Raw genomic sequence first — 19,080 nt, forward strand, 5'->3', positions numbered from 1 at the left:
CTGACATCATGGACGAGATGGATGAGATAGCGCCGGTCCGGCAGATCTGGCAGCAGCTCGAGCTGCCGGGCATCGTCGACGTCCACACCCACTTCATGCCGAAGTCGGTGATGGACAAGGTGTGGCAGTACTTCGACTCGGCGGGCCCGCTGACGGGCCGCGAATGGCCGATCCGCTACCGCACCGCCGAGGAAGAACGCGTCCACATGTTGCGCCGCTTCGGGGTTCGCGCCTTCAGCTCGCTGGTGTACGCGCACAAGCCGGACATGGCCGAGTGGCTCAACGGCTGGGCCCGGCAGTTCGCCCTGCAGACCCCGGATTGTCTGAGCACCGCCACGTTCTACCCCGAACCCGGCGCCGCGGACTACGTGGAGACCGCAATCACCCAGGGCGCCAAGCTGTTCAAGTCACACATCCAGGTGGGGCAGTACGAACCCAACGACCCCCGGCTCGACGGGGTGTGGGCAATCCTGCAGGACAGCGCGACCCCGGTGGTCATCCACTGCGGTTCCGGTCCGGCCCCCGGCGACTACACCGGCCCCGATCCCATCCGCAGCTTGCTGACCCGTTACCCGCGGTTGGTCCTGATCATCGCCCACATGGGCATGCCCGAGTACACCGAGTTCCTCGACATCGCCGCGGATCACCCGCAGGTCCGCCTGGACACCACCATGGCGTTCACCGCATTCGCCGAGGCCGCGATGCCGTTCCCCGCCGACCACCTGCCCCGCCTGCGCGATCTGGGCGAACGCATCCTGTTCGGCAGCGACTTCCCGAACATCCCCTACAGCTACGCCGAGGCGATGCGTGCGATCACCGATCTCGGTGTGGCCGACGACGACTGGCTGCGCGACGTGTTCTACCGCAACGGCGCACGGCTGTTCGGCCTGTCCTGAGCGCGTTACAGGGCTACCATCGGGTGTTGTGGCCTCATCCAACCCGGCCGCCGCGGCGCGGCCCGAAGCCGATCCACCGGTCGATCCGCCGATCCCGGTTCCCGACGTCCCCGGCGCCGATGCCGGCGAGCGAGGTCTGCCCGACCGCTCGGATCTGACGCTGGCGCAACGCGCCGTCGTCGACGCCTCCGTGATCGCCGACCTGGGCCTGCGCACCGGTATCGCCTCCCTGGTCGGCGCGGCCATGCTGCCACCGGTCATCGCCGGCGTGCTGCGCGGCAACGACCTGCGCCGCGAACGCGAACACCTGCGGTTCTACGCCGATCTCGCGGCCCAGCGCGACGCCGAGGCGTCGTTCCCGGCCCCCACCGCCGCGCCGCGCGTGTCGATCCAGCCGTCGAACCCCATCGCCCGCCAGATCGCCCACGGCGATGTCCAGCACGTGCAGTTCCAGAGCAGCTACGAGGCGCGCAATCCCGAGATGCGCAACCTGTGGCGCGGACTGAACCGCAACAACGTGGTGCACGCCCAGCATTGGCGGCACGACGACGGCCCCCACCCGACCCTGTGCGTCATCCACGGATTCCTGGGCTCGCCCTACCTGTTCAACGGACTGTTCTTCTCGCTGCCGTGGTTCTACCGCACGGGTTTCGACGTGCTGCTCTACACGCTGCCCTTCCACGGCCGCCGCGCCGAGCGGTTCTCACCGTTCAGCGGTTACGGCTTCTTCTCCAACGGGATGGCGGGCATGGCCGAGGCCATGGCGCAGGCCGTCCACGACTTCCGGTCGGTCCTGGATTATCTGGAGTCCACCGGCGTGGACAAGATCGCGCTGACGGGCATGTCGCTGGGCGGCTATACCTCGTCGCTGATCGCGTCCGTCGAGGACCGGCTGCAGGCCGTGATTCCGAATGTGCCTGTGGTGAACCCGGAATCGGCGTTCGACGACTGGTGGCCGGCCAACAAGCTGGTCGAGTTCGGCCGGCACGCCAGCGGCATCAGCCGGGAGGAGGCCGCGCAGGCGTCGGCCTTCCATTCCCCGCTGAACTACGCCCCGAAGGTGCCCAAGGACCGCCGGCTCATCATCGCCGGTCTCGGCGATCGGCTCGCCCCGCCGGAGCAGGCCGAGGCGCTGTGGGAACACTGGGACCGCTGCGCGTTCCACTGGTTCCCCGGCAACCACATCCTGCACGTCAGCCAGCCGGAGTATCTGCGCCGGATGACGAGATTCCTTCGCCCCGTTATGTTCTGACCTTCTCCGCGCCGGCGGGCCAGCGCAGGTCGGCCAGGTCGGCGGCGGTGGGATTTGCGCCCGGCAGCGGGTCGGCGGCATTCGGCGACAACGCGTCCAGCGCCTCCAGCTGGTAGCCACGCAGCGGGCGCAGGCCCGGCAGCGGCGCGGCGCCCTTCGGCTTGTCGTCGGTGCGGATCGCGCAGGCGGCCGCCACCTGGGTGCCCGGGGTGATCTGCACCGCGGTCCACACCTCCGGCGAGGCGTGCTCCCACAGTTTGACCAGGGTCTCCGGCAGGGCGTCGTTGACGTCCACCGCGTAGGCGGCCACGTAGCTGTCCGACCCGTCCTGGACCGCTCGCCACTTCGCCTTGGCCTGCGGCCCGAGGAGGTCCGGCACGTCGACCTCCGATGTGGTGACGGCCCAACCGAGTTCGCGCAGGTGATCGGCGAGTCGGCGCAACGTCACCTCGGCGGTGTCGCGCAGCGGGATCCGCGGCGAACGCGCCTGCAGTTCGGTGAGATTCGGGGCCGCCGACATGGTCAGCCCGATCCAGGTGGTGCGCCCCGCCGGGGTGTTGCGGCTGGTGACCCGCACGGCCTCGCACCGCAGCCCATACCGGTCCAGGTAGCCGGCGAGCACGTCCAGCGGCAGGTCGCCGTCGCTCTCCGGCAGCACGCGCAGCACCGCGGTGGTCTGCGCGTCGGCCTCGGTGCGCTGGACCAACTGGTGTGCGCCACTGCCGGATTCGCGGGCGCCGATCAGCGCGACGCCCCGCTTGATCATGGTGGTCAGGAACATCCCGTGCCACTGGGCCAGCAGGATGATCGTCACCGCGATGGCGATGCCGAGCGCCCATTTACCGGTGTCGGTCTGCCACGGGTACGACATCGCCGCGGGCACGACCGCCAACGCAATCAGGGTGAGTCGACCGGCTCCCGGCCAAGCAATCCTCACTGGGAGCGTTCCTTTCGTCGGTGCGCCGCGTACGCCGTGGCGGCGACGGCCAGCGCCAGGGCGGCCGTGCCGGCGAACGCGATGTTGCGCGGGGTGTGGTTTTCGGGCGGCGCCACCACGGGGGCCGCGATCTGGGTGGCCTCGGGCGCGCCAGGTGGAGGCGGCGGCAGTTCCCACGTCAGGGCGGCCACCGGGTCGAGCGTGCCGGCACCCACCAGGTTGGACGGGTCCCTAGCGCCGTTGTGGGCGGTGCGGGTCAGCCGCTGAATGACTTGGTTGGCAGGCATTTCCGGGAACCGGCTGCGCAGCAGCGCGGCCACCCCGGACACGTACGCGGTGGCAAAGCTGGTGCCGCTGATGGTGGTCATCTGCCCGCGGTCGGTCGGCACACCGTTGGCCAGGCCGCCCTCACCGTTGCTCAGCGAGACGATGTTCTCCCCCGGCGCCGCGATGCCCACCCAGGGCCCGCTCATGGTGAACTCCGAGGGCTGGCCGCCCGACGTCAGCGACCCCACCGACAGCACATAGGGCTGCCACCAGGACGGCGTCGACAGCGCGCTGGCGGCCGCCCAGTTGCGCGGGTCCTCCGGATTGATCGATCCGCCAAGCGGATTGGAATGGCAGGCCTGACCGCCGGCGATCCCGTTCGGACCGGCGTTGCCGGCCGCGGCGACGATGACGGCGTCCTTGTCGACCGCGGCGTAGCGCAGGGCCGCGCCGAGCGCGGACTGGTCGACGTCACTGCCGGCGGGCAGGCAGGTCGCCGAGGAGATGTTGATGACCCGCGCCCCGAGATCGGCGGCGCGCACGACGGCCCGCGCCAGCGACGCGATGTCGACGACGGCGTGCTCGAGTACCGGGTCACCGCCGGTGGTGCGCGGTGAGTAGCGCGGCGAGGTCTGCCGGATCGCGATGATCCGGGCCTCCGGTGCGACACCGGAGAAGGCATCGCCGTCCGCGGGCTTCCCAGCGATGAGCCCGGCGACCAATGTGCCGTGGCCGTCGCAGTCGGTCAGCCCGTCACCGTTGGCGACGTAGTCGCCGCCGGCCTCGACGTCCGGCAACCGCGGACCCGGCTTGACACCGGTGTCGATGACGGCGACGGTCTGCCCTTCGCCGCGGGAGAACCGCCACGCGCCTTCGAGATTGAGCATCCGTTGGTTGGGCGAGGCGGCGGCCGGATCCGAGCCGGGCAGCACGCCGGTGGTGATGCAGTCACCCTGCTGCTGCATCGGGGCGGCCGGGCCGGTGTTGCCGGCCGGCGGCGGGGTTTCGGGATCGACGGTCGGCGGGACGATCGCCCACGCCGCCGGGCTCATCACCAGCGCGGCCGCACAGCCGGCCGCCGTGGCCCTGAGCCCGCGCCGAAGCACTCGGGTCATCGATTGAGAACCCAGGTGAACAGGCCCACCCCGTAGGCCATGACCGGGATCAGCGAGGCGTCGAGGGCCGCGGCCAGGAAGCTCACGTAGCGGCGCATCGGCAGCGAATAGCTCTCGGGCGAGGCGAACTTCGGGTTGGTGGCGGCGAAGATCCACACCACGGTGACCACGGCGAGCGCCACGACCGCCCACAGCGCCAACTGGTAGCGGCCCTGGATCGCGAAGGTGACCAGCAGCGCCACACCCACCAGGTACGGCTGGGCCAGCAGCCACGCCTTGCAGGCGGCGGTGTCCCAGACGCGGGCCCGCAGCACGGCCGCGGCGGCGGTGGCGATCACGACGTACCAGCCCCACACGCCCGGATCCGACTGCACGGCGATGGCCAACGAACCGAGCACCGACAGGATCACCGCGCCGGCGATGAAACCGGTCTGGTGCGCATCACTGATCCGCACGCGGCGCGGCAGGTCTTCCAGGATCTTCAACGACGGCGCCGACGGGGCGGGGTCGCCCGGGGCGGGGATGACCGGCAACGGCAGCCGGGCCCACATCGCCGACAGGTGTGCGGCCTGCACGGTGACCAGCAGCGCCAACACGATCAGGCCGCAGCCCAGCGCCACCAGCGACACGTTCCAGATCGCCGCGACGGCCGAGGCCACCAGGACGCCGAAGCCGACGACGGTGCCGGCGGTGAAGAAGCCCAGCGAGCGCTCGGAGATGAAGGTGCTGATCAACGACCAGGCGGTCACGCCGGCGGCGGCCAGGATCAGTTGCGGCGGACCGAATTCGCCCGGTACGGCCAGCGCGAACGCCGCGGCGATCGGGACCAGCGCGGCGATCGACAGTTCGACGGCGGGCTGCGGCGAGCGGGCCCGCAGCGCCAGCGCCGCGACGACGGCGACGGCGGCGAGCGCGCTGACGGCGAACAAGCCGGTGACATCACCGGTGAGCAGACGGTGGGCCACCGCGAAACCGGTGCCCGCCAACAGCACGACGATCACCGCGGCGCGGGCGGCGCGCTGGATGTGGGTGGTGTCCCAGGGCCGCTTGCGCGACTCGGAGAAGATGACCGCCGCGTCGGCGACGTCCTCGACGATGCCCGGCGCGGCCGGCCCGGCCGGAACCGGCTGCAGCGCAAGCAGATCGCCGTCGACCACGCCGACCGTGTCCAGGGTGGCGTCGAGCGAGAACGTGGCACCGCCGATCGGCGCGAGGCTCAGCCGGCGGCGCGCGGTCGGCTCGTCACCGCTGTCCTGCGCCTCCTCCTCGTCGGGCAGCAGGCGCAGCACGGCCGGCATGATCTCGCGCAGCGGCACCTGGGCCGGCAGCGCAATCTCGGTGATCCGGCTCTCGGCCAGCACGGCCACGCGCACGATCGGCAGAACCGGAGTGGCAATGGTCGCCCCGGAGGTGTCAGTCATCTATTCGTTCTCTTTCAGCTTCTTTGGGTGGTGAAGTCACGGGCCATGGGTGCCGACGGGAACCATTGGCCGTCGGGCAGCGTCGCCGTGAGGTTCTGCAAGGCCAACGCGATGGCGAACGGCGTGCCAGGCGCGAAGGTGGAAATCCATTCGCCGTCGAAGGCCCGGGTGGGACTCACCAACACCCGGCCTTCATTGGTGTCGACGACGGCGACGCCGACTTCGGCGGTCTGCTGCGTGGCCTCTCGGCGCTGCCCCGCGACGATCTCGACGTATCGCCGCGGGCCGCTGAAGACCGACTGCACCACGGCGTGCGCCGAGGCGGGAACGCCGAGATAGTCCAGCACGCTGGATAATTCGGCGCCGTTACGCAGTTGTTCGTCGGCGCGGGCACCGACTCGGGCCGGCATGGCGAACTCGTCGAACCGCGCCGGGGCGCGGTTCGACAGGCCCACCGTCACCACCGGAACCAGCCCGTACGGTTCGGCGATGTCCATCGCCGTGAAGGTGACCAGTTGCGCGTTGCGCAGCGCGACCACCGTGTGTTCACCGCGGCGCGCGACGATCCCGCGCAGCAGATCCCCCTCGTCGGCCCCGCTCCCGACGAAGCGCAGTTCGAGCCACTGCTCCGGGTGGCAGACCACCCGGATCCAACGCTCGACCGCTGGGTCGATCCTGTCTCCGACCAACACCCCGAGGCGGGTCAGATGCTCGGTCTGGCGCGCATTGAAAGCCGCGCGTTCCGAACCGTCCTGGTACGGCGGCGTGATCGCCAGCACCCAGGGAAAGGTGCCGGCGCCCACGGTATCCGCGATGTACCAGGCGCCCTCGGCGGTCAGTTCGACCGCGTTGGGCGACCTCATGGGGTCAGCCCCACTTAGCGCCTTCGGCGGCGTCGCGGGCCTGCATGGCCATGGTGTTGCTCTCGTGGGTCATCGACATCGCGCGGTAGGCCCGGACGAGCTCCTCCATCGCGGTGTTCCACTGGGCCTGCCAGGCCTGGTAGGTCATACCGGTGTCACCCTGCCAGGCGCCCTGCAGCGCAGCCTGCTCGGTGGCGATGTCCGCCCCGACGGCCTGCAGGGTGCCCGCGTAGGCACCCATGTCGCCGGCGTGGCCGATCATGGCGGGGTAGTTGTACATGATCTGGGACATCAGAAACCTCCGTAGGTGCTGGCGGCGGCGGCGTCCTGCGCGACGTAGCTGGCGCCGGCGTCACCGAGGTTGATCTGGGCGACGTCGAGCAGCGTGTTGACCTTGGCGGCCACCTCGACGAAGCGGGCGTGGGCGGCCTGGAAGGCAGCCGAGGACTCGCCCATGTGGAAGGCCTGCGAGGACATCGCGGCCTGCTCGGCCTGCGCGATGGTGCTGCGCATCAGCGCCGTCTTGGCGCCGAAGGCCGATTCCGAAGCAATGATCTGCGGGATGTGAGCGTCGAGAAGACTCATACTCGGTGTTCTCCAATCTTTGTGAGCAACAGGATGATTCGTGCATTACGGACGTTCAGGTGGTTCCCCCTCTCCCCAGCTGTTGGGCAGCATGGGCGTGGTGGGCCCGTTGCCGAACGTGTCGTCGTCGAGCGTGGTCAACCCGCTCGCCTGACCCACGTCCTCCTTGGCTCCGGTACCGCTGAAACCTCCGGTCGCACCCAACTGTCCGGCGCCCTGGTCGGAGGCCTTGGTGGTGGGTTGCGGCCGGCTCGCGGGCTCCGGGGTCGGTTCCGGCGCAACGCCGGGCCCGTCGTCCATCGTCATGTACTCGTCGCGGTGCCCGCGGTCCTTGACCGCCGCGCCCCGACGCCGACGCGCCCGGCTCTTCTCCCGACTGGATGCCGCGGCGCCCACCGCGGCGGCGGCCGGGATGCCCGACGCCGGCGCCTTGGCGCCGGTGCCCTCGTTGAGCGTGGGCCCGACGCCTTCCTCGGGGTTGCCGCCGTGCACGGCGTAGGCGACGACCTCCACACCCGCGGGCGGCGGCGGTGCGGGGGTACCCGCGGCGGGGGCCGGTGCGGGCGCCGGTGCGGGGGCGGGAGCCGGCGCCGCTGTCGACGGCGCCAGGCTGGCCAGCGGCATGTTGTCGGGACGGTTCGGCGCGGTCGCGGCGGCAGGTTCCTCCTCGGGGGCCACCTCCGCCGGCGGCTCCATCCGCTGGATCAGTTCGTTGAGGCCGACGACGCCCAGCGCGATGAAAATCGGGATGAGCGCCGGCGACGCGGCGATCAGCGACCAGGTGGTCCAGCCGACGGGCTGGAAGATCGCCTGATAGCCGACCGCGAACAGCAGCGGCCACCAGGTCACCAACGCCTGCGCCGGATTGGTCAGGAAGTCGGTGATCAGCTGCTGCAGGTTGCCCAGCGGATCCTTCAGGAAATCGATGATCGGCCCGAACAGCTGATCCATCATGTCGCCGTAGCCGCCGAGCAGGTCCGAGATGATGTTCGAATTCGAGTTCGCCGAACCCGCATCCGCGGCCTGGGCCTGGTTGGCGGTCTGCATCATGTTCGCCGTGGCCATGCCGGCCTCGCCGACGCCGGGCGTCAGGATGAACGGCGCCACGGTGGTCCGCGGGGCCGTGGCCAGCGCGGCGGTGCTGATGCCCTGGTAGACGCTCATGGTGGTGGCCGCCTGCACCCACATCCGGGCGTAGTTGGCCTCGGTCACCGCGATCGGAATGGTGTTGATGCCGAAGAAGTTCGTCGCGATCAGCGCCGCCTTGGTGGCGTGGTTGGCCGCGATCTCCCCCAGCGTCGGCATGGTGGCCAGCGCCGTGGTGTAGGCCGCGGCGGCCGTCTGCTGTTCGGCCGCCATACCCGCGCTGTTGACGCTGGCCTGCGTCAGCCACGCCAGGTACGGCAGGTGCGAGGCGGCGTACTGCTGCGCGCTCGGCCCCTCCCAGGATCCGGCCTGCACCTGACCGAGCAATGCCGTCAGTTCGGCTGCCGCCGAGGCATATTCAGCGCTCAGGCTGCTCCATGCACCCGCGGCAGCCATCAGCGGCCCGGGGCCCGGGCCGCTGGACAGCAGCGCCGAATGCACCTCCGGGGGTGAGGCGAACCAAATGGGTGCGGTCATCAGACGCCGCGGGCAATCATGTAGGTCGACGCGGCCATGGCATCACCGGTGGCGTAGCTGACGCCCGACTCGGCGACACCCATGCCGGCGCGGCCGAGCTCGCTGACACCCTGGGCCGCGACGCCGGAATGCTCGGCGCCCTGGGCGCTGAAGCCGGCCGCGGTCTGCAGCGACACCGGATCGGCCGCCGCCGGGACGACGGCGGTGATCAGCGGGGCCGCCGCGGCGTGCGCCGCCGCCAGCCGCGCGGTCAGTGCCTCCACCGCAGCGCTGGTGGCCGCCAGGCCCTCAGGAACCACACGAAGCGTCATGATGGTTACTCCCTTCCTCGTTGCGAACTCACGCCGATCAACGGATTGACGAGCTGGACATGGGTCGGTGTGTCGGTGTCGTCCAGCAACACCGCGCGGCCGGCAGGCAGCCGCGTGAAGCGATGGCCGCGGACCTTGCCGCCGTCCTGCGGATTGCCGGACAGCATCAAGGTAGTGGCCTGCAACTCGTTCATTCTCCGCATCAGCGGATTGGTCATCAAGGCGTGCCCGGAGCCGGTGGCCCGAGCGGTGACGATCACCCGCAGACCCAGATCCGAGGCCTGCGAGAGCAGGCCGATCAGCGGCGTCCAGGGCCGCTGCCCGACGTAGGGGCCGGAGATCGCCGGGGTGTCCGGGATCTGGTCGACGTCGTCGATGATCAGGTAGTGGGTGTGGCCCGTGTAGGTCCACCGGGCCAGCTCGGCCGGCGACAGCCCGGCCGGCGGGCGACGACCCTCGATGATGGCCGACAGGCCCAGCATCGCCGGGGTGATCCGGTCGATGTTGGCCGTGTATTCGTTGTCCGGGAACAGCGGCTCCTCGACCATGTGCAGCCGACGGTCGATCACCGTGAACGCCACCTGATCGGCGGTGGAGTTCTCCCGCACCGTGCGGATGATGTGCCGCAGCAGCGTGGTCTTGCCGGACTTGGTGTCGCCGAGCACCATCAGCATCGGCTGATCGCGGAAGTCCACCGGCACCGGGGCCAGGTCCTCCTCGCGCTGACCGATGACGATCCGCTCGCCGCCCAGGTACAGCGGGGCGACGTCGGCGGGCGACAGGTCGGTCGGCAGCAGGCGCACCCGCGGGGCCCGGACCTCCGGGTAGCGGGCGTTGATCTCGGCGATGCGGCCCAGTTCCGGTGCGGCGAACAGGAAATGCTCGGCGGCCATGGTCAGGCCGCGACCGGGCTGGTCGTAGGGCACCGCGTCGGCGGGCCGCTGCAGCGCCCCGACCACCCGCACGTTGCTGTCCCGGGCATCGGGCAGCCGCAGCTCGAGCCGCATCCCGAGGCCGTCGCGCATCGCCAGCGGCACCTCCAGCCAGTTCGGCGTGGTGATGATGACGTGGATGCCGTAGGCCAGGCCGTTGTTGGCCAACTCGGTGACGCGGTTCAACATCGGGTTGCGGGTGTTGAACTGGTCGGTGTTGTCGCGGCCGAACGCGTACAGGTTGTCGATCACCAGGAACACCCGCGAGTGTGCCTGGCCGGCCCCGGCCTGCTGACGCTGCTCGAGCAGCTGCTCGAGCTCGCCGAAGGTGCGACGGATCAGCTCGGGCTCCAGCGGTGAGGCGACGCTGCCGACGTGCGCCAGGTCCTCGAGGTTCTTCAGCTGTCCGCCGCCGTAGTCCAGGCAGTAGAACGACACGTCGCGCGGTGAATGCAGCGCCGCGGCCGACAGGATGAACGTCTGCAGCGCGGTCGACTTACCCGACTTGGCGCCGCCGTGGATCAGCAGGTTGCCGGCCGCCGAACGCGCGTCGAAGATCAGCGGATCGCGGCGCATCTCGAACGGCTTGTCGATCTCGCCGAGCGGCCAGCGCAGCTGCCCCTCGCCGACACCGGCATTGCTCAGCACCGTGCCCAGCGCGATCGGCTGATCCAGCGGCTCGAGCCACAGCGCGGGCGCCTGCGGACCGTAGGACGCCAACTGCGTGCCGATGGTGGCGATCAGCTTCTGCGGCGGGCCGCTGTAGGTGCCCTCGCCGTTGTTGGCCACCGGGACCACGACGATGTCCTGGTCGGCGTCGACCTCGGTGGCGGTGAACAGCTGCGGACGCGGATCCGCCGGGACCACGATCGACTTCGGCCGCCGCGGCGGGTCGTAGATGCCGTCGACGTAGGTGCTGCGGAACTTGATGGGCTCGGCGCCGGGGGCCGGCACCAGGAAGCCCTCGCCCTTGTGCTCCTTGCCCGATTCGATGTGGTGCGCGTCCTCGACACCGATGATCTGGCGCGACACCGACGGGCTGGCCACCTTCAGACCGATCCGGTACGACGTGTTCTTGTCGATGTCCTTGATCTTGCCCACGTCCAGGGTCTGCGACGCGAACAGGATGTGGATCCGGAACGAACGGCCCTTGCGCGCAACGTAATCGAACAGCTCGGCGTACTCGGGATGATCGGCGAGCATCAGCGTGAACTCGTCGGCCACCACGAACAGCGTGGGCATCGGGGGCAGGTCGTGACCGGCCTCGATGGCGGCCTCGTACTCGGTCACCGAGTTGAACGCGCTGCCCTGGATCCGGCGGCCCGCGTCGCGCAGCGCGTTCTCGCGCCGCGCCACCTCACCGCGCAGGGTGTCGGCGAACCGGTCGGCCAGCGACTTCTTCTCGGCCATGTTCGAGATCACCGCGACGACCTGCGGGAAGTTGCGGAAGATGTCCGCGCCGGCCTCGCCCTTGAAGTCGGCGTAGATGACGATCAGCCGGTCGGCGGAGTGCGTCGTCAACAGCGACAACAGGATCGCCATCAGCGTCTGGGACTTGCCGGAGCCGGTCATACCGATCATCAGGCCGTGCGGACCCATGCCGCCCTCGGCCTCGTCCTTGAGGTCGAAGTACAGCGGCTCACCGGTGGCGGTGACGCCGATCGGGACCCGCAGTTCGTCCTCGCGGCGGCGCGGCGCCCACAGCGTCGGCACGTCCAGCTGCGTGGCGTCCTGGATGTCGAGCAGCGTGGTGAAGGTCGCACCGCTGGTGGCCGCCGAGCGCAGCCCGGCGTGGGTGGGGTTGGAATCCCACCGCGACAGCAGCCGGGCCAGGTGCGCGGCCTCGTCGGTGGACAGCGCGTCGGCGTGGCTGACCGCGGGCTGCCAGCCCTTGGCGCCCCAGCGCTCGATGGCGCCGTCGGTCAGTTGGAAGATCGGCTTCTCCGGATCCGGGTACTGCTCGCGATGCGGCTGCGTGTCGGAGATCTGGATGACCGTGACGCCGGCCAGTCCGGCCGACAGCACCGACGTCGACAGGTCGTAACCCGGGTCGTCGACGACGATCAGCAGGTGCCGCAGCCCGAGCGCGCCCGGGTCCGAGCCGTCGAACAGCGGCCGCTCGGCCAGCACCGGCCCGATCTTGGAGATCAGCTCATTGGGGTTGGCGGTCAGGAAACGCGCCGGCCCCACACCGTCGACCGCACCCGGGATATCCACGTGCGGAAGCCATTTGAGCCAGGACCAGCTCTCGGACTCCAACTCGGGGCTGGCCAGGGCGATCCCCAGCACACCCGGGTCGTGCCAGGTGGCGGCCTGTGCGATCCAGGCCCGCACCGCGGCGTGCACCTCGTCGGTGTCGCCCACCACGGTGATCCGGGACAGCTTGGTCAGATCCAGGCCCGTCGGCGCGCTGCGCACGGTGCGCTGGGCGTCGAGCAGGCTGCGCAATGCGCTGTGCGACACCGGTTCCAGGTCGACCTCGTCGACGGTGTCCTTGACCCGCAGGGCGGTGTCCAGCGGCACGTCGTTGAGACCCGTGCGGATCAGCAGGAAGTCGGAGTCGTGCGGATCGCGCTCCCACTGCCGCCGCGAACCGGGCACCGTGGCCAGGTCCTGCGGGTCGGGGTGCGACCACTCGAGCGCGGCGCGCTGATCGGCGGCCTGGGCGCGGATGTTGTCCCGCACCACCGACAGGTACCGCAGGTAGTCGGCGCGTTCGGCGTCGATCTCCTCGGTGCGCAGATTGTTGTTGTTCCCGCGGTAGAGCGCGGTGGCCGCCAGCAGCAGCACGAACGGGAAGAACAGCATCTGCGGGGAGATCAGCCGCATGCCGGTGGCGACCATCGCGACGATCATGCCGACGATCAGGATCACGATCATGTACGGCAGGGCCCGGCGCAGCAGCGACGGCGGGACCGCGCGCGGCAGTTCCGGCGGGGCCTCGATGGTGATCGTGCCCTTGCGAACCTCGGGCCGCGGCAGCCGCCGGCGGGCCTCGAAAATCAACCTGCTCATCGGTTCTCCGTCCCGCCCGTGCTGGTGTACGCGGTCAACGCATCGGCCTTCGACAATGCGGGACCCGCGCTGAACAGTGACAGAACCGACCACGGGATGGCCGTCGCGGGCGGGGTCAAGCCCAGCGCCTCAACGGTTTTGGCGAGTTCGTCTTGGTCGGCACCCTCGATGCCGTAGCGCACGCCGGTGTCCGCGACCCAGAACAGCGAACCCGCGAGCGGCGAAGTCGGCTCCTGGCCGACGGTCTGGGTGAAGTACCCGGTGCCGACGGGCAGCGCGACCCGGGCCGCGGTGATGCCGGACCGGCTGGGCGCCAGGTCCAGGGTGCGCACACCGTCGGCGATGGGCAGCGCGGCGCCCGAGAGCAGGCTCAGCGAGCTCGTGCTGGCGTCGACGGCCTTGGTCCACCGCACGCAACTGATGGGCGCCGAATCGGCGTCGGCGATGCTCAGCCGCTGCGCCGGGAAGGCGGCGGTGTCCAGCAGCCGCGACTCCGGCAGCTTGGCGATCTCGTCGGCGTCCAGCCGCGGCGGCTGATCCAGGCCGAAGGAGTTGGTGTTGCGCAGCAGCGTGGCGAGCACCTGCGACACCGGCTGCAACCCGTCGGGCAGCACGGCGTAGTGCGCCAGCGTGTTGTCGGTGCCGTAGGCCACGACGACGGCGCCCACCGGGGCCGGGACGGTCAGCGGGAACCGCGGGGCGCTGCCCGCCTCCGGGATGGCCGGCGCGCGCAGCGGCGCGCCCTCGGGGATCGCGTTGAACAGTCCGGGCGAAATCGGCCGGGGCGCAGGGATGTTCGCCTCGAATCCGAGCGCGGCGGTGACCGCGCGGTCGGCCAGGTCGATCGGGCTGCGCCGACCGTTCCACAGCAGCCAGGTGCCCGCACCGCTGTCGACCAGGATCGCGTGATCCTCGGCCAGCGTCGCGGCCCGCTCGCTGCCTTCGGCGGGCGCGCCGGCGATCACGGTGACACCGGGGGTGGTGGAACCGACGCCGTCGCACACGGTCCAGTCCGCGTCGCGCACGGAGTTCTGCACCATCCGTTCGGGCGCACCGGGAATGCCGACCATGTTGCCGCGCGGCAGCTTGTCCAGCTGCGCGCTGCGCACGCCGGCCGGCTTGGCCGCCTCACCGGCGATCAGCCGCGCCGAGGTGAGGTTGAGCACCGGGTGCAGCCGGTCGTTGACCCGGACGTACATCGCGGAGCTGTCGCGGTCGGTGAGGACCACGCTGTTGCCGACGTCGCCGCCGGGCCGGATCCACGAAAAGACCAGGCAGCCAAGCAGTCCCGTGACCACCGCGAGGACGCCGACGAGCACGCCGCGGGTCTGGGTGCGCAGCGGATCGACCAGCATGCGGGTGTCGTGCAGGGCCACACCGGAGGCCAGCCGGCGCACGACGAAGCGCCAGCCGGTGACCTGATGTTTGGTGACGAAGCCGCGGCGATAGGTGACGCCCTCGGGGTTCTTGTTCTCCGGGGTCCGCGACGCGAAGGACCGGCGGTCCTCGTTGTTCTCGACGTCGTCGTCGCCTCCACCGAGGGGACGACGCTGGGTGCCGCTCATGCGGGCACCGTCAGGCCAAGTCCGCGCAGCAACGGCGTGACCGCGTGACCCACATCGCCGGCCGTGATCGTCATCAGCTCCTCATCGGTGAACTCGTGTGCGCCGCCTGCCGCGGCATCATCCAGATGATCGAGCCGGAACTCGCGCTCCTCCTCGGAACGCTCGACCACGTTGCGGACAAAACGGCCGTTACCGGCGATGTCGAGGCTGCGGCGGTCCACGCCGTTGGCATCGGGCATCGTGGTGGTGGCCAGGTGGTTGCACAGGACCTGCAGGTCGTCGAGGGCGGCCTGCTCGAACACGCTGTCGCGCTGGCTCGCCATCGCGGCGGCGATCTCGACGAGTTCGCCCGGGGTATAGGACGGGAAGTCGATGCTGCGGGTGAACCGCGAGCGCAGACCCTCGTTGGTGTCCAGGAAGCGGTCCAGGTCGGCGCGGTAGCCGGCGATGATGACCACGAGGCGGTCGCGGTCGTTCTCCATCCGCGCCAGCAGCGTATCGATGGCGACCAGACCGAAGTCGTTCTTGGCGCCGGTGGCCACCAGGGCGTAGGCCTCGTCGAGGAACAGCACACCGTCCAGCGCGCTGTCGATGATGGCGTTTGTCTTGGCCTCGGTCTCGCCGATGTGCTGGCCGATCAGGTCGGCGCGGTGCACCTCGCGCACGTTCTCCTTCTTCAGCAGCCCCAGACCGCAGTAGATCTTGGCGACAACGCGGGCGATGGTCGTCTTACCGGTTCCGGGCGGGCCGGCGAACACCAGGTGGTGCGAGCGCTGCGCGACGGCAAGGCCGCGCTCCTGGCGCAGCAGGGCCATGGCCACGGAGCTCTTCAGCCGCGCGACCTGGTCCTTGACCTCTTCGAGGCCGATGAACTCACCGAGTTGTTCCTCGGCCTCGGCGAGCAGCATGGCCTTGCGCTCGTGCGCGCCGGGATCGACGAAATCGGCGTCGCTGGGCTCGGTTTCGGGGTCCCACGGGTCGGTGCGGGCGTCGATGCGGGCCGCGGTGGTGGTGACGATGCCGAACGTCGGATCCGAGAGCGCCTCTTCGACCTGCGCGTTCTCCGGGTTGGCGGCATAGAGGTCCTGCAGCACCTCGGCCGCGTCCTCCTCGAGGCCGTGCGCGCGCAGCGCCAGCGCCTTGGCCAGCGAGCCGTCGACGACGGCGACCTCGATCGGGCCTTCGGGCTCCTCGAGGTAGGACAGCGCGGGCGCGAACATGCCCAACCGGGCCAGCGCGGTGCCCAGGGCGACCTTGACGGCGTGGGCGAACGTGTCGTCGAGGTCCTTGTCGTTGACGACCGGGGTCAGCAGCTTGACGACGTCGGCCCAGCGTTCGGCGCGGAAGTTCACCGCGGCGCGCACCCAGCGGGCGTCCTGCCAGCCCGGGCGGCGCTCCAGGATCTCGGCGACGATGGCGTCGGCGTCGGCGAAGCGCCCGGCGGTCGCCAGGGCGGCGACGTAGGCGAGCCGGAAGTCGTCGGGCTCGGTGGCCCGCAGCTGCAGGTACAGCCCGGTGTCATAGGTGAAACCGAGGGTCTTGACGGGAAGCTCGATCTTGCGCTGCAGGACCCCGGCGGTGTCGACCGTCGCGGCGATGTTCTGCAGCACGTGCGGCGAGGTGTCGCCGGCGGCCGCGAGACCGATCCAGGCGTCGCACTGCTCGTGGGCAATGCGGGTCAAGGCGGTGAACCCCGAGCGGGCCGCGGTGAGATCCGCGGGCCGCTGGCGTTCGTACACCTTCAGACCGAGCGCCTTGGCGCACGTCGCGAACCGGCTGACGACGTCGTCGTCGACCCGGGTGGCGGTGTGCACCGTGAGAATGTCACTCCCGTTTTCTGCGGTTCCCATAGTCATTTCCGGCGGGACGCAGCGCACGGCCACCCCACCCGTTCTCCTAGGCCTCTTACATGGACGTGAAGTAGTTCACGTTAACTTTGCTGAAGTTAGCATTGCATAAGCTAACTGTCGAGATGTTCGGTCCCGCGAGATGAGGGTGCGTGCGCATGTCGCACAACGCGTTGACCTGCAGATTCGTCGCGGCGCCCGAGCCCGGGCCCGGGTATGTGGCCAGAACCACAGCCGCAAGTTCGCTCAAACTGTGCCGGCGCGGGATTTGAGCTGCGGAACGTCAGATCAGCGGCTTGCCGGTACGCACCCGGCGGTCGAGGTCCTTGAGCAGCAGGTTGAACGGGAACTGCCGCAGGAATCCGGGCAGCAGGTTGTTGACGGTGCGCAGCACGGCCATCAGCCGGTCGAAACGGCGTTGATGCTTCGCGTCCCAGGGCAGCCGCATCTCGTCGCGGAACCGCTGCGGCAGGAAGCCCGTGGTGATCAGCAGCCACAGCGCCTCGTGGCGGCGCTGCAGGAAGCGGGGCATCCGCATCCCGCGCAGCCGGTTGGCCGCGATCGGATGGAGGTATTCGCGCACGGCGTCGTCGATGTGGACCTTCTCCAGCGACTCCTGCCAGTACTGCTCGAAGGCCGCGCGGTCGGCCGGCCACATCTGTTCGGGCACCTGCAGGGTGGTCGCCAGCGGCATGCCGTCGGCGTAGTGCCGGTCGGCGGTCTCTTCGTCCATCTCCCCGATGAACGTGCGGTAGATGTCGACGCCGCCCTTGTACAGGCAGGCCCCGACCCACAGCTGCAGGTCCTTGTCGAAGGCGTTGTACTTGACCGGGCTCTTGCTGTCCTCATTCGAGTACACCTGCGCGTGCGCGCCGTTGACCGCGCGGCGGAAGGCGGCCTTCTGCTCGTCGGAGCCGCGGCTGGCCACCGCCAGGTAGGTGAAGGTGGTGCGGGCCCGCTTGATGGGGTGCCGGTCCACCCGGCCGCTCTCGACGCGGCTCTCCATGACGCCGTAGCCCACGCCGGGCAGCGCCAGCTGCATGATCACGTTGGCAGGTCCGGCCAGCAGCGCGACACCCATCAGGCCATCGTCGATGCTGGCCCCTCGGCCCAGCACCGACCCGCGGCGCACCGGTGCGGGACTTACTTCGCTGATCGTCATGGTTCACCCGTCGACTAAATGTGACAACAGTTGTTTCCTGATATTGCCCGAGCCGTCGATTCAGTGTCAAGATGGGGGCATGGCTCGCCCGTACCGCGGGGTCGACGCCTCCGAGCGGCTCGCCCAGCGTCGGCAGCGCTTCCTGGAAGCGGGGCTGGAATTGCTCGGCGGGCAGACCGACCCTGACCAACTCACCGTCCGGGCCATCTGCGCGCAATCGGGCCTGACGGTGCGCTACTTCTACGAGAGTTTCACCGACAAGGACGCCTTCGTCGAGGCCGTCTTCGACACCGTCACCGCGCAGCTGGCGACCACCACGCAGGCCGCCGTCGCCACCGCCTCGCCCGCCGACCAGAACCGGGCGGGCATCACGAACCTGATCCGCACCATCTCCGACGACGCCCGGGTGGGCCGGCTGCTGTTCAGCCAGCAGCTGTCCAACGCGACTCTGCTGCGGCTGCGGCTCAAGCACCAGGGCCTGTTCATCGCGCTGGCCGGCCGCCACATCCAGGATGCGCTGCACGTGGGCGGCAGCAATCGGCTGGCCGGCACGACGCACTTCGTGCTCGGCGGTCTGCAGCAGGCCATCAGCGCGTGGCTGGCCGGTGAGGTGAAGCTCGGCGTCGACCAGTTCGTGGATCTGCTGGTCGACGTCCTCGCCGACCTCAACGACCCCGGCCTGTTCCGCGGCTAAGGCGCCGGCACCCGCCGGTCGGCTTGCGTCTTGGGCACCGTGGTGGTGTCGGAGGCCTCGAATTGGCGGGTCCAGCAGGCGAATTCGAGGGTAATGCCGTCCGGGTCGGTGAAGTAGAAGGACCGCACGTAGACGCCGGGGTGCAGTTCGCGGGCGACCTGCCATTCGCTCTCGTCGTGATTGAGCACCGGCCCCACCCGCACACCCTTGTCCTTGAGCTTGCGCCGGTACTCGTCGAACTTCTCCTCCGGCACGTGGAAGGCCAGGTGGTTCATGGTGCTCACCGCGCTGACGATCTCGCCGAGGCCGGGCAGCGCGTCGGGCGAGGAGACGCCGGGCACCCGGTCCGGGGCCTCAGCGAACCAGAAGAACGCCACGCAGGACCCGCCGCCGGCGTCGAAGAAGAAGTGCTGCCCCATCCCGCCGGGCAGGTCCAGCGATTTGATGAGCGGCATGCCCAGCACGCCGGAGTAGAAGTCCACGGTGCGCGCCATGTCGGCACAGACCAGGGCGGTGTGGTGGATGCCGCCCAGTTCGAACTCGGTGTTGGTGTTGTGCGGCTTGATCATAAACTGAATGTAACATCAGGTTCAGT

At 69.9% G+C, this 19,080-nt stretch carries 16 protein-coding genes; 3 read left to right on the forward strand and 13 right to left on the reverse strand.

The annotated features are described in order from the left end of the window. Window positions 1–17: 17 nt before the first annotated feature. Both EL338_RS21580 and EL338_RS21585 read left to right on the forward strand, forming a co-directional pair. Window positions 18–896 (forward strand): amidohydrolase family protein, encoded by an 879-nt coding sequence (locus EL338_RS21580; RefSeq protein ID WP_126335608.1) that lies wholly within the window; start codon window positions 18–20, stop codon window positions 894–896. Window positions 897–924: 28 nt separating this feature from the next. Then, complete coding sequence (locus EL338_RS21585) at window positions 925–2,148, forward strand: alpha/beta hydrolase family protein (RefSeq protein WP_126335609.1); 1,224 nt, start codon at window positions 925–927, stop codon at window positions 2,146–2,148. On the opposite strand, the gene eccE is transcribed toward EL338_RS21585, so the two are convergent. The 12 genes from eccE to EL338_RS21645 all read right to left on the reverse strand — a co-directional run bounded on the left by eccE (window position 2,138) and on the right by EL338_RS21645 (window position 17,791). Then, entirely contained in the window at window positions 2,138–3,031 is an 894-nt protein-coding gene (gene eccE, locus EL338_RS21590) for a type VII secretion protein EccE (RefSeq protein WP_235666566.1), read from the reverse strand. The genes EL338_RS21585 and eccE overlap by 11 nt on opposite strands. Window positions 3,032–3,081: 50 nt before the next feature. Beyond that, entirely contained in the window at window positions 3,082–4,467 is a 1,386-nt protein-coding gene (gene mycP, locus EL338_RS21595; RefSeq protein WP_126335611.1) for a type VII secretion-associated serine protease mycosin, read from the reverse strand. Then, entirely contained in the window at window positions 4,464–5,888 is a 1,425-nt protein-coding gene (eccD, locus tag EL338_RS21600) for a type VII secretion integral membrane protein EccD (RefSeq protein ID WP_276005904.1), read from the reverse strand. The genes mycP and eccD overlap by 4 nt, the downstream gene beginning before the upstream one ends. Before the next feature lie 14 nt (window positions 5,889–5,902). Continuing rightward, window positions 5,903–6,751 carry an ESX secretion-associated protein EspG gene (locus EL338_RS21605; RefSeq protein WP_126335612.1) on the reverse strand — a complete coding sequence of 283 codons (849 nt, stop codon included), beginning with the start codon at window positions 6,749–6,751 and terminating at the stop codon, window positions 5,903–5,905. 4 nt (window positions 6,752–6,755) lie between these two features. Next, the gene (locus EL338_RS21610; RefSeq protein ID WP_126335613.1) at window positions 6,756–7,043 is read right to left on the reverse strand and encodes a WXG100 family type VII secretion target; all 288 of its coding nucleotides are present in this window, start codon (window positions 7,041–7,043) and stop codon (window positions 6,756–6,758) included. Next, the gene (esxG, locus tag EL338_RS21615) at window positions 7,043–7,336 is read right to left on the reverse strand and encodes a type VII secretion system protein EsxG (RefSeq protein WP_126335614.1); all 294 of its coding nucleotides are present in this window, start codon (window positions 7,334–7,336) and stop codon (window positions 7,043–7,045) included. Before esxG ends, EL338_RS21610 begins: the two co-directional genes overlap by 1 nt. Window positions 7,337–7,381: 45 nt before the next feature. Next, window positions 7,382–8,959 (reverse strand): PPE family protein, encoded by a 1,578-nt coding sequence (locus EL338_RS21620; RefSeq protein WP_126335615.1) that lies wholly within the window; start codon window positions 8,957–8,959, stop codon window positions 7,382–7,384. Continuing rightward, window positions 8,959–9,270 (reverse strand): PE family protein, encoded by a 312-nt coding sequence (locus tag EL338_RS21625; protein ID WP_126335616.1) that lies wholly within the window; start codon window positions 9,268–9,270, stop codon window positions 8,959–8,961. Before EL338_RS21625 ends, EL338_RS21620 begins: the two co-directional genes overlap by 1 nt. 5 nt (window positions 9,271–9,275) lie before the next feature. Continuing rightward, window positions 9,276–13,217 carry a type VII secretion protein EccCa gene (eccCa, locus tag EL338_RS21630; RefSeq protein WP_126335617.1) on the reverse strand — a complete coding sequence of 1,314 codons (3,942 nt, stop codon included), beginning with the start codon at window positions 13,215–13,217 and terminating at the stop codon, window positions 9,276–9,278. Further along, window positions 13,214–14,782, reverse strand: a complete 1,569-nt coding sequence (eccB, locus tag EL338_RS21635; RefSeq protein WP_126335618.1) for a type VII secretion protein EccB — start codon at window positions 14,780–14,782, stop codon at window positions 13,214–13,216. Before eccB ends, eccCa begins: the two co-directional genes overlap by 4 nt. Further along, window positions 14,779–16,638 (reverse strand): type VII secretion AAA-ATPase EccA, encoded by a 1,860-nt coding sequence (eccA, locus tag EL338_RS21640; protein ID WP_126335619.1) that lies wholly within the window; start codon window positions 16,636–16,638, stop codon window positions 14,779–14,781. The genes eccB and eccA overlap by 4 nt, the downstream gene beginning before the upstream one ends. Before the next feature lie 274 nt (window positions 16,639–16,912). Then, window positions 16,913–17,791, reverse strand: coding sequence for an oxygenase MpaB family protein (locus EL338_RS21645; RefSeq protein ID WP_126335620.1), 879 nt, complete (start codon window positions 17,789–17,791; stop codon window positions 16,913–16,915). 79 nt (window positions 17,792–17,870) lie between these two features. Here EL338_RS21645 and EL338_RS21650 point away from each other — a divergent pair, with 79 nt between their 5' ends. Next, on the forward strand, window positions 17,871–18,485 hold the full coding sequence (locus EL338_RS21650) for a TetR/AcrR family transcriptional regulator (protein WP_126335621.1): 615 nt from the start codon (window positions 17,871–17,873) through the stop codon (window positions 18,483–18,485). Here the strand turns inward: EL338_RS21650 and EL338_RS21655 are convergent. Continuing rightward, on the reverse strand, window positions 18,482–19,054 hold the full coding sequence (locus EL338_RS21655) for a VOC family protein (protein ID WP_126335622.1): 573 nt from the start codon (window positions 19,052–19,054) through the stop codon (window positions 18,482–18,484). The genes EL338_RS21650 and EL338_RS21655 overlap by 4 nt on opposite strands. Window positions 19,055–19,080: the final 26 nt, after the last annotated feature.

This window comes from Mycolicibacterium chitae, from assembly GCF_900637205.1.
Taxonomy (GTDB): domain Bacteria; phylum Actinomycetota; class Actinomycetes; order Mycobacteriales; family Mycobacteriaceae; genus Mycobacterium; species Mycobacterium chitae.

What these genes read in the sequence shown, in the direction of transcription:
- EL338_RS21580 (WP_126335608.1), top strand. Translation starts at nt 18, where the DNA reads ATGGATGAGATAGCGCCGGTCCGGCAGATCTGGCAGCAGCTCGAGCTG.
- mycP (WP_126335611.1), bottom strand. Translation starts at nt 4,467, where the DNA reads ATGACCCGAGTGCTTCGGCGCGGGCTCAGGGCCACGGCGGCCGGCTGT.
- eccD (WP_276005904.1), bottom strand. Translation starts at nt 5,888, where the DNA reads ATGACTGACACCTCCGGGGCGACCATTGCCACTCCGGTTCTGCCGATC.
- EL338_RS21605 (WP_126335612.1), bottom strand. Translation starts at nt 6,751, where the DNA reads ATGAGGTCGCCCAACGCGGTCGAACTGACCGCCGAGGGCGCCTGGTAC.
- EL338_RS21610 (WP_126335613.1), bottom strand. Translation starts at nt 7,043, where the DNA reads ATGTCCCAGATCATGTACAACTACCCCGCCATGATCGGCCACGCCGGC.
- esxG (WP_126335614.1), bottom strand. Translation starts at nt 7,336, where the DNA reads ATGAGTCTTCTCGACGCTCACATCCCGCAGATCATTGCTTCGGAATCG.
- EL338_RS21620 (WP_126335615.1), bottom strand. Translation starts at nt 8,959, where the DNA reads ATGACCGCACCCATTTGGTTCGCCTCACCCCCGGAGGTGCATTCGGCG.
- EL338_RS21625 (WP_126335616.1), bottom strand. Translation starts at nt 9,270, where the DNA reads ATGACGCTTCGTGTGGTTCCTGAGGGCCTGGCGGCCACCAGCGCTGCG.
- eccCa (WP_126335617.1), bottom strand. Translation starts at nt 13,217, where the DNA reads ATGAGCAGGTTGATTTTCGAGGCCCGCCGGCGGCTGCCGCGGCCCGAG.
- eccB (WP_126335618.1), bottom strand. Translation starts at nt 14,782, where the DNA reads ATGAGCGGCACCCAGCGTCGTCCCCTCGGTGGAGGCGACGACGACGTC.
- eccA (WP_126335619.1), bottom strand. Translation starts at nt 16,638, where the DNA reads ATGACTATGGGAACCGCAGAAAACGGGAGTGACATTCTCACGGTGCAC.
- EL338_RS21645 (WP_126335620.1), bottom strand. Translation starts at nt 17,791, where the DNA reads ATGACGATCAGCGAAGTAAGTCCCGCACCGGTGCGCCGCGGGTCGGTG.
- EL338_RS21650 (WP_126335621.1), top strand. Translation starts at nt 17,871, where the DNA reads ATGGCTCGCCCGTACCGCGGGGTCGACGCCTCCGAGCGGCTCGCCCAG.
- EL338_RS21655 (WP_126335622.1), bottom strand. Translation starts at nt 19,054, where the DNA reads ATGATCAAGCCGCACAACACCAACACCGAGTTCGAACTGGGCGGCATC.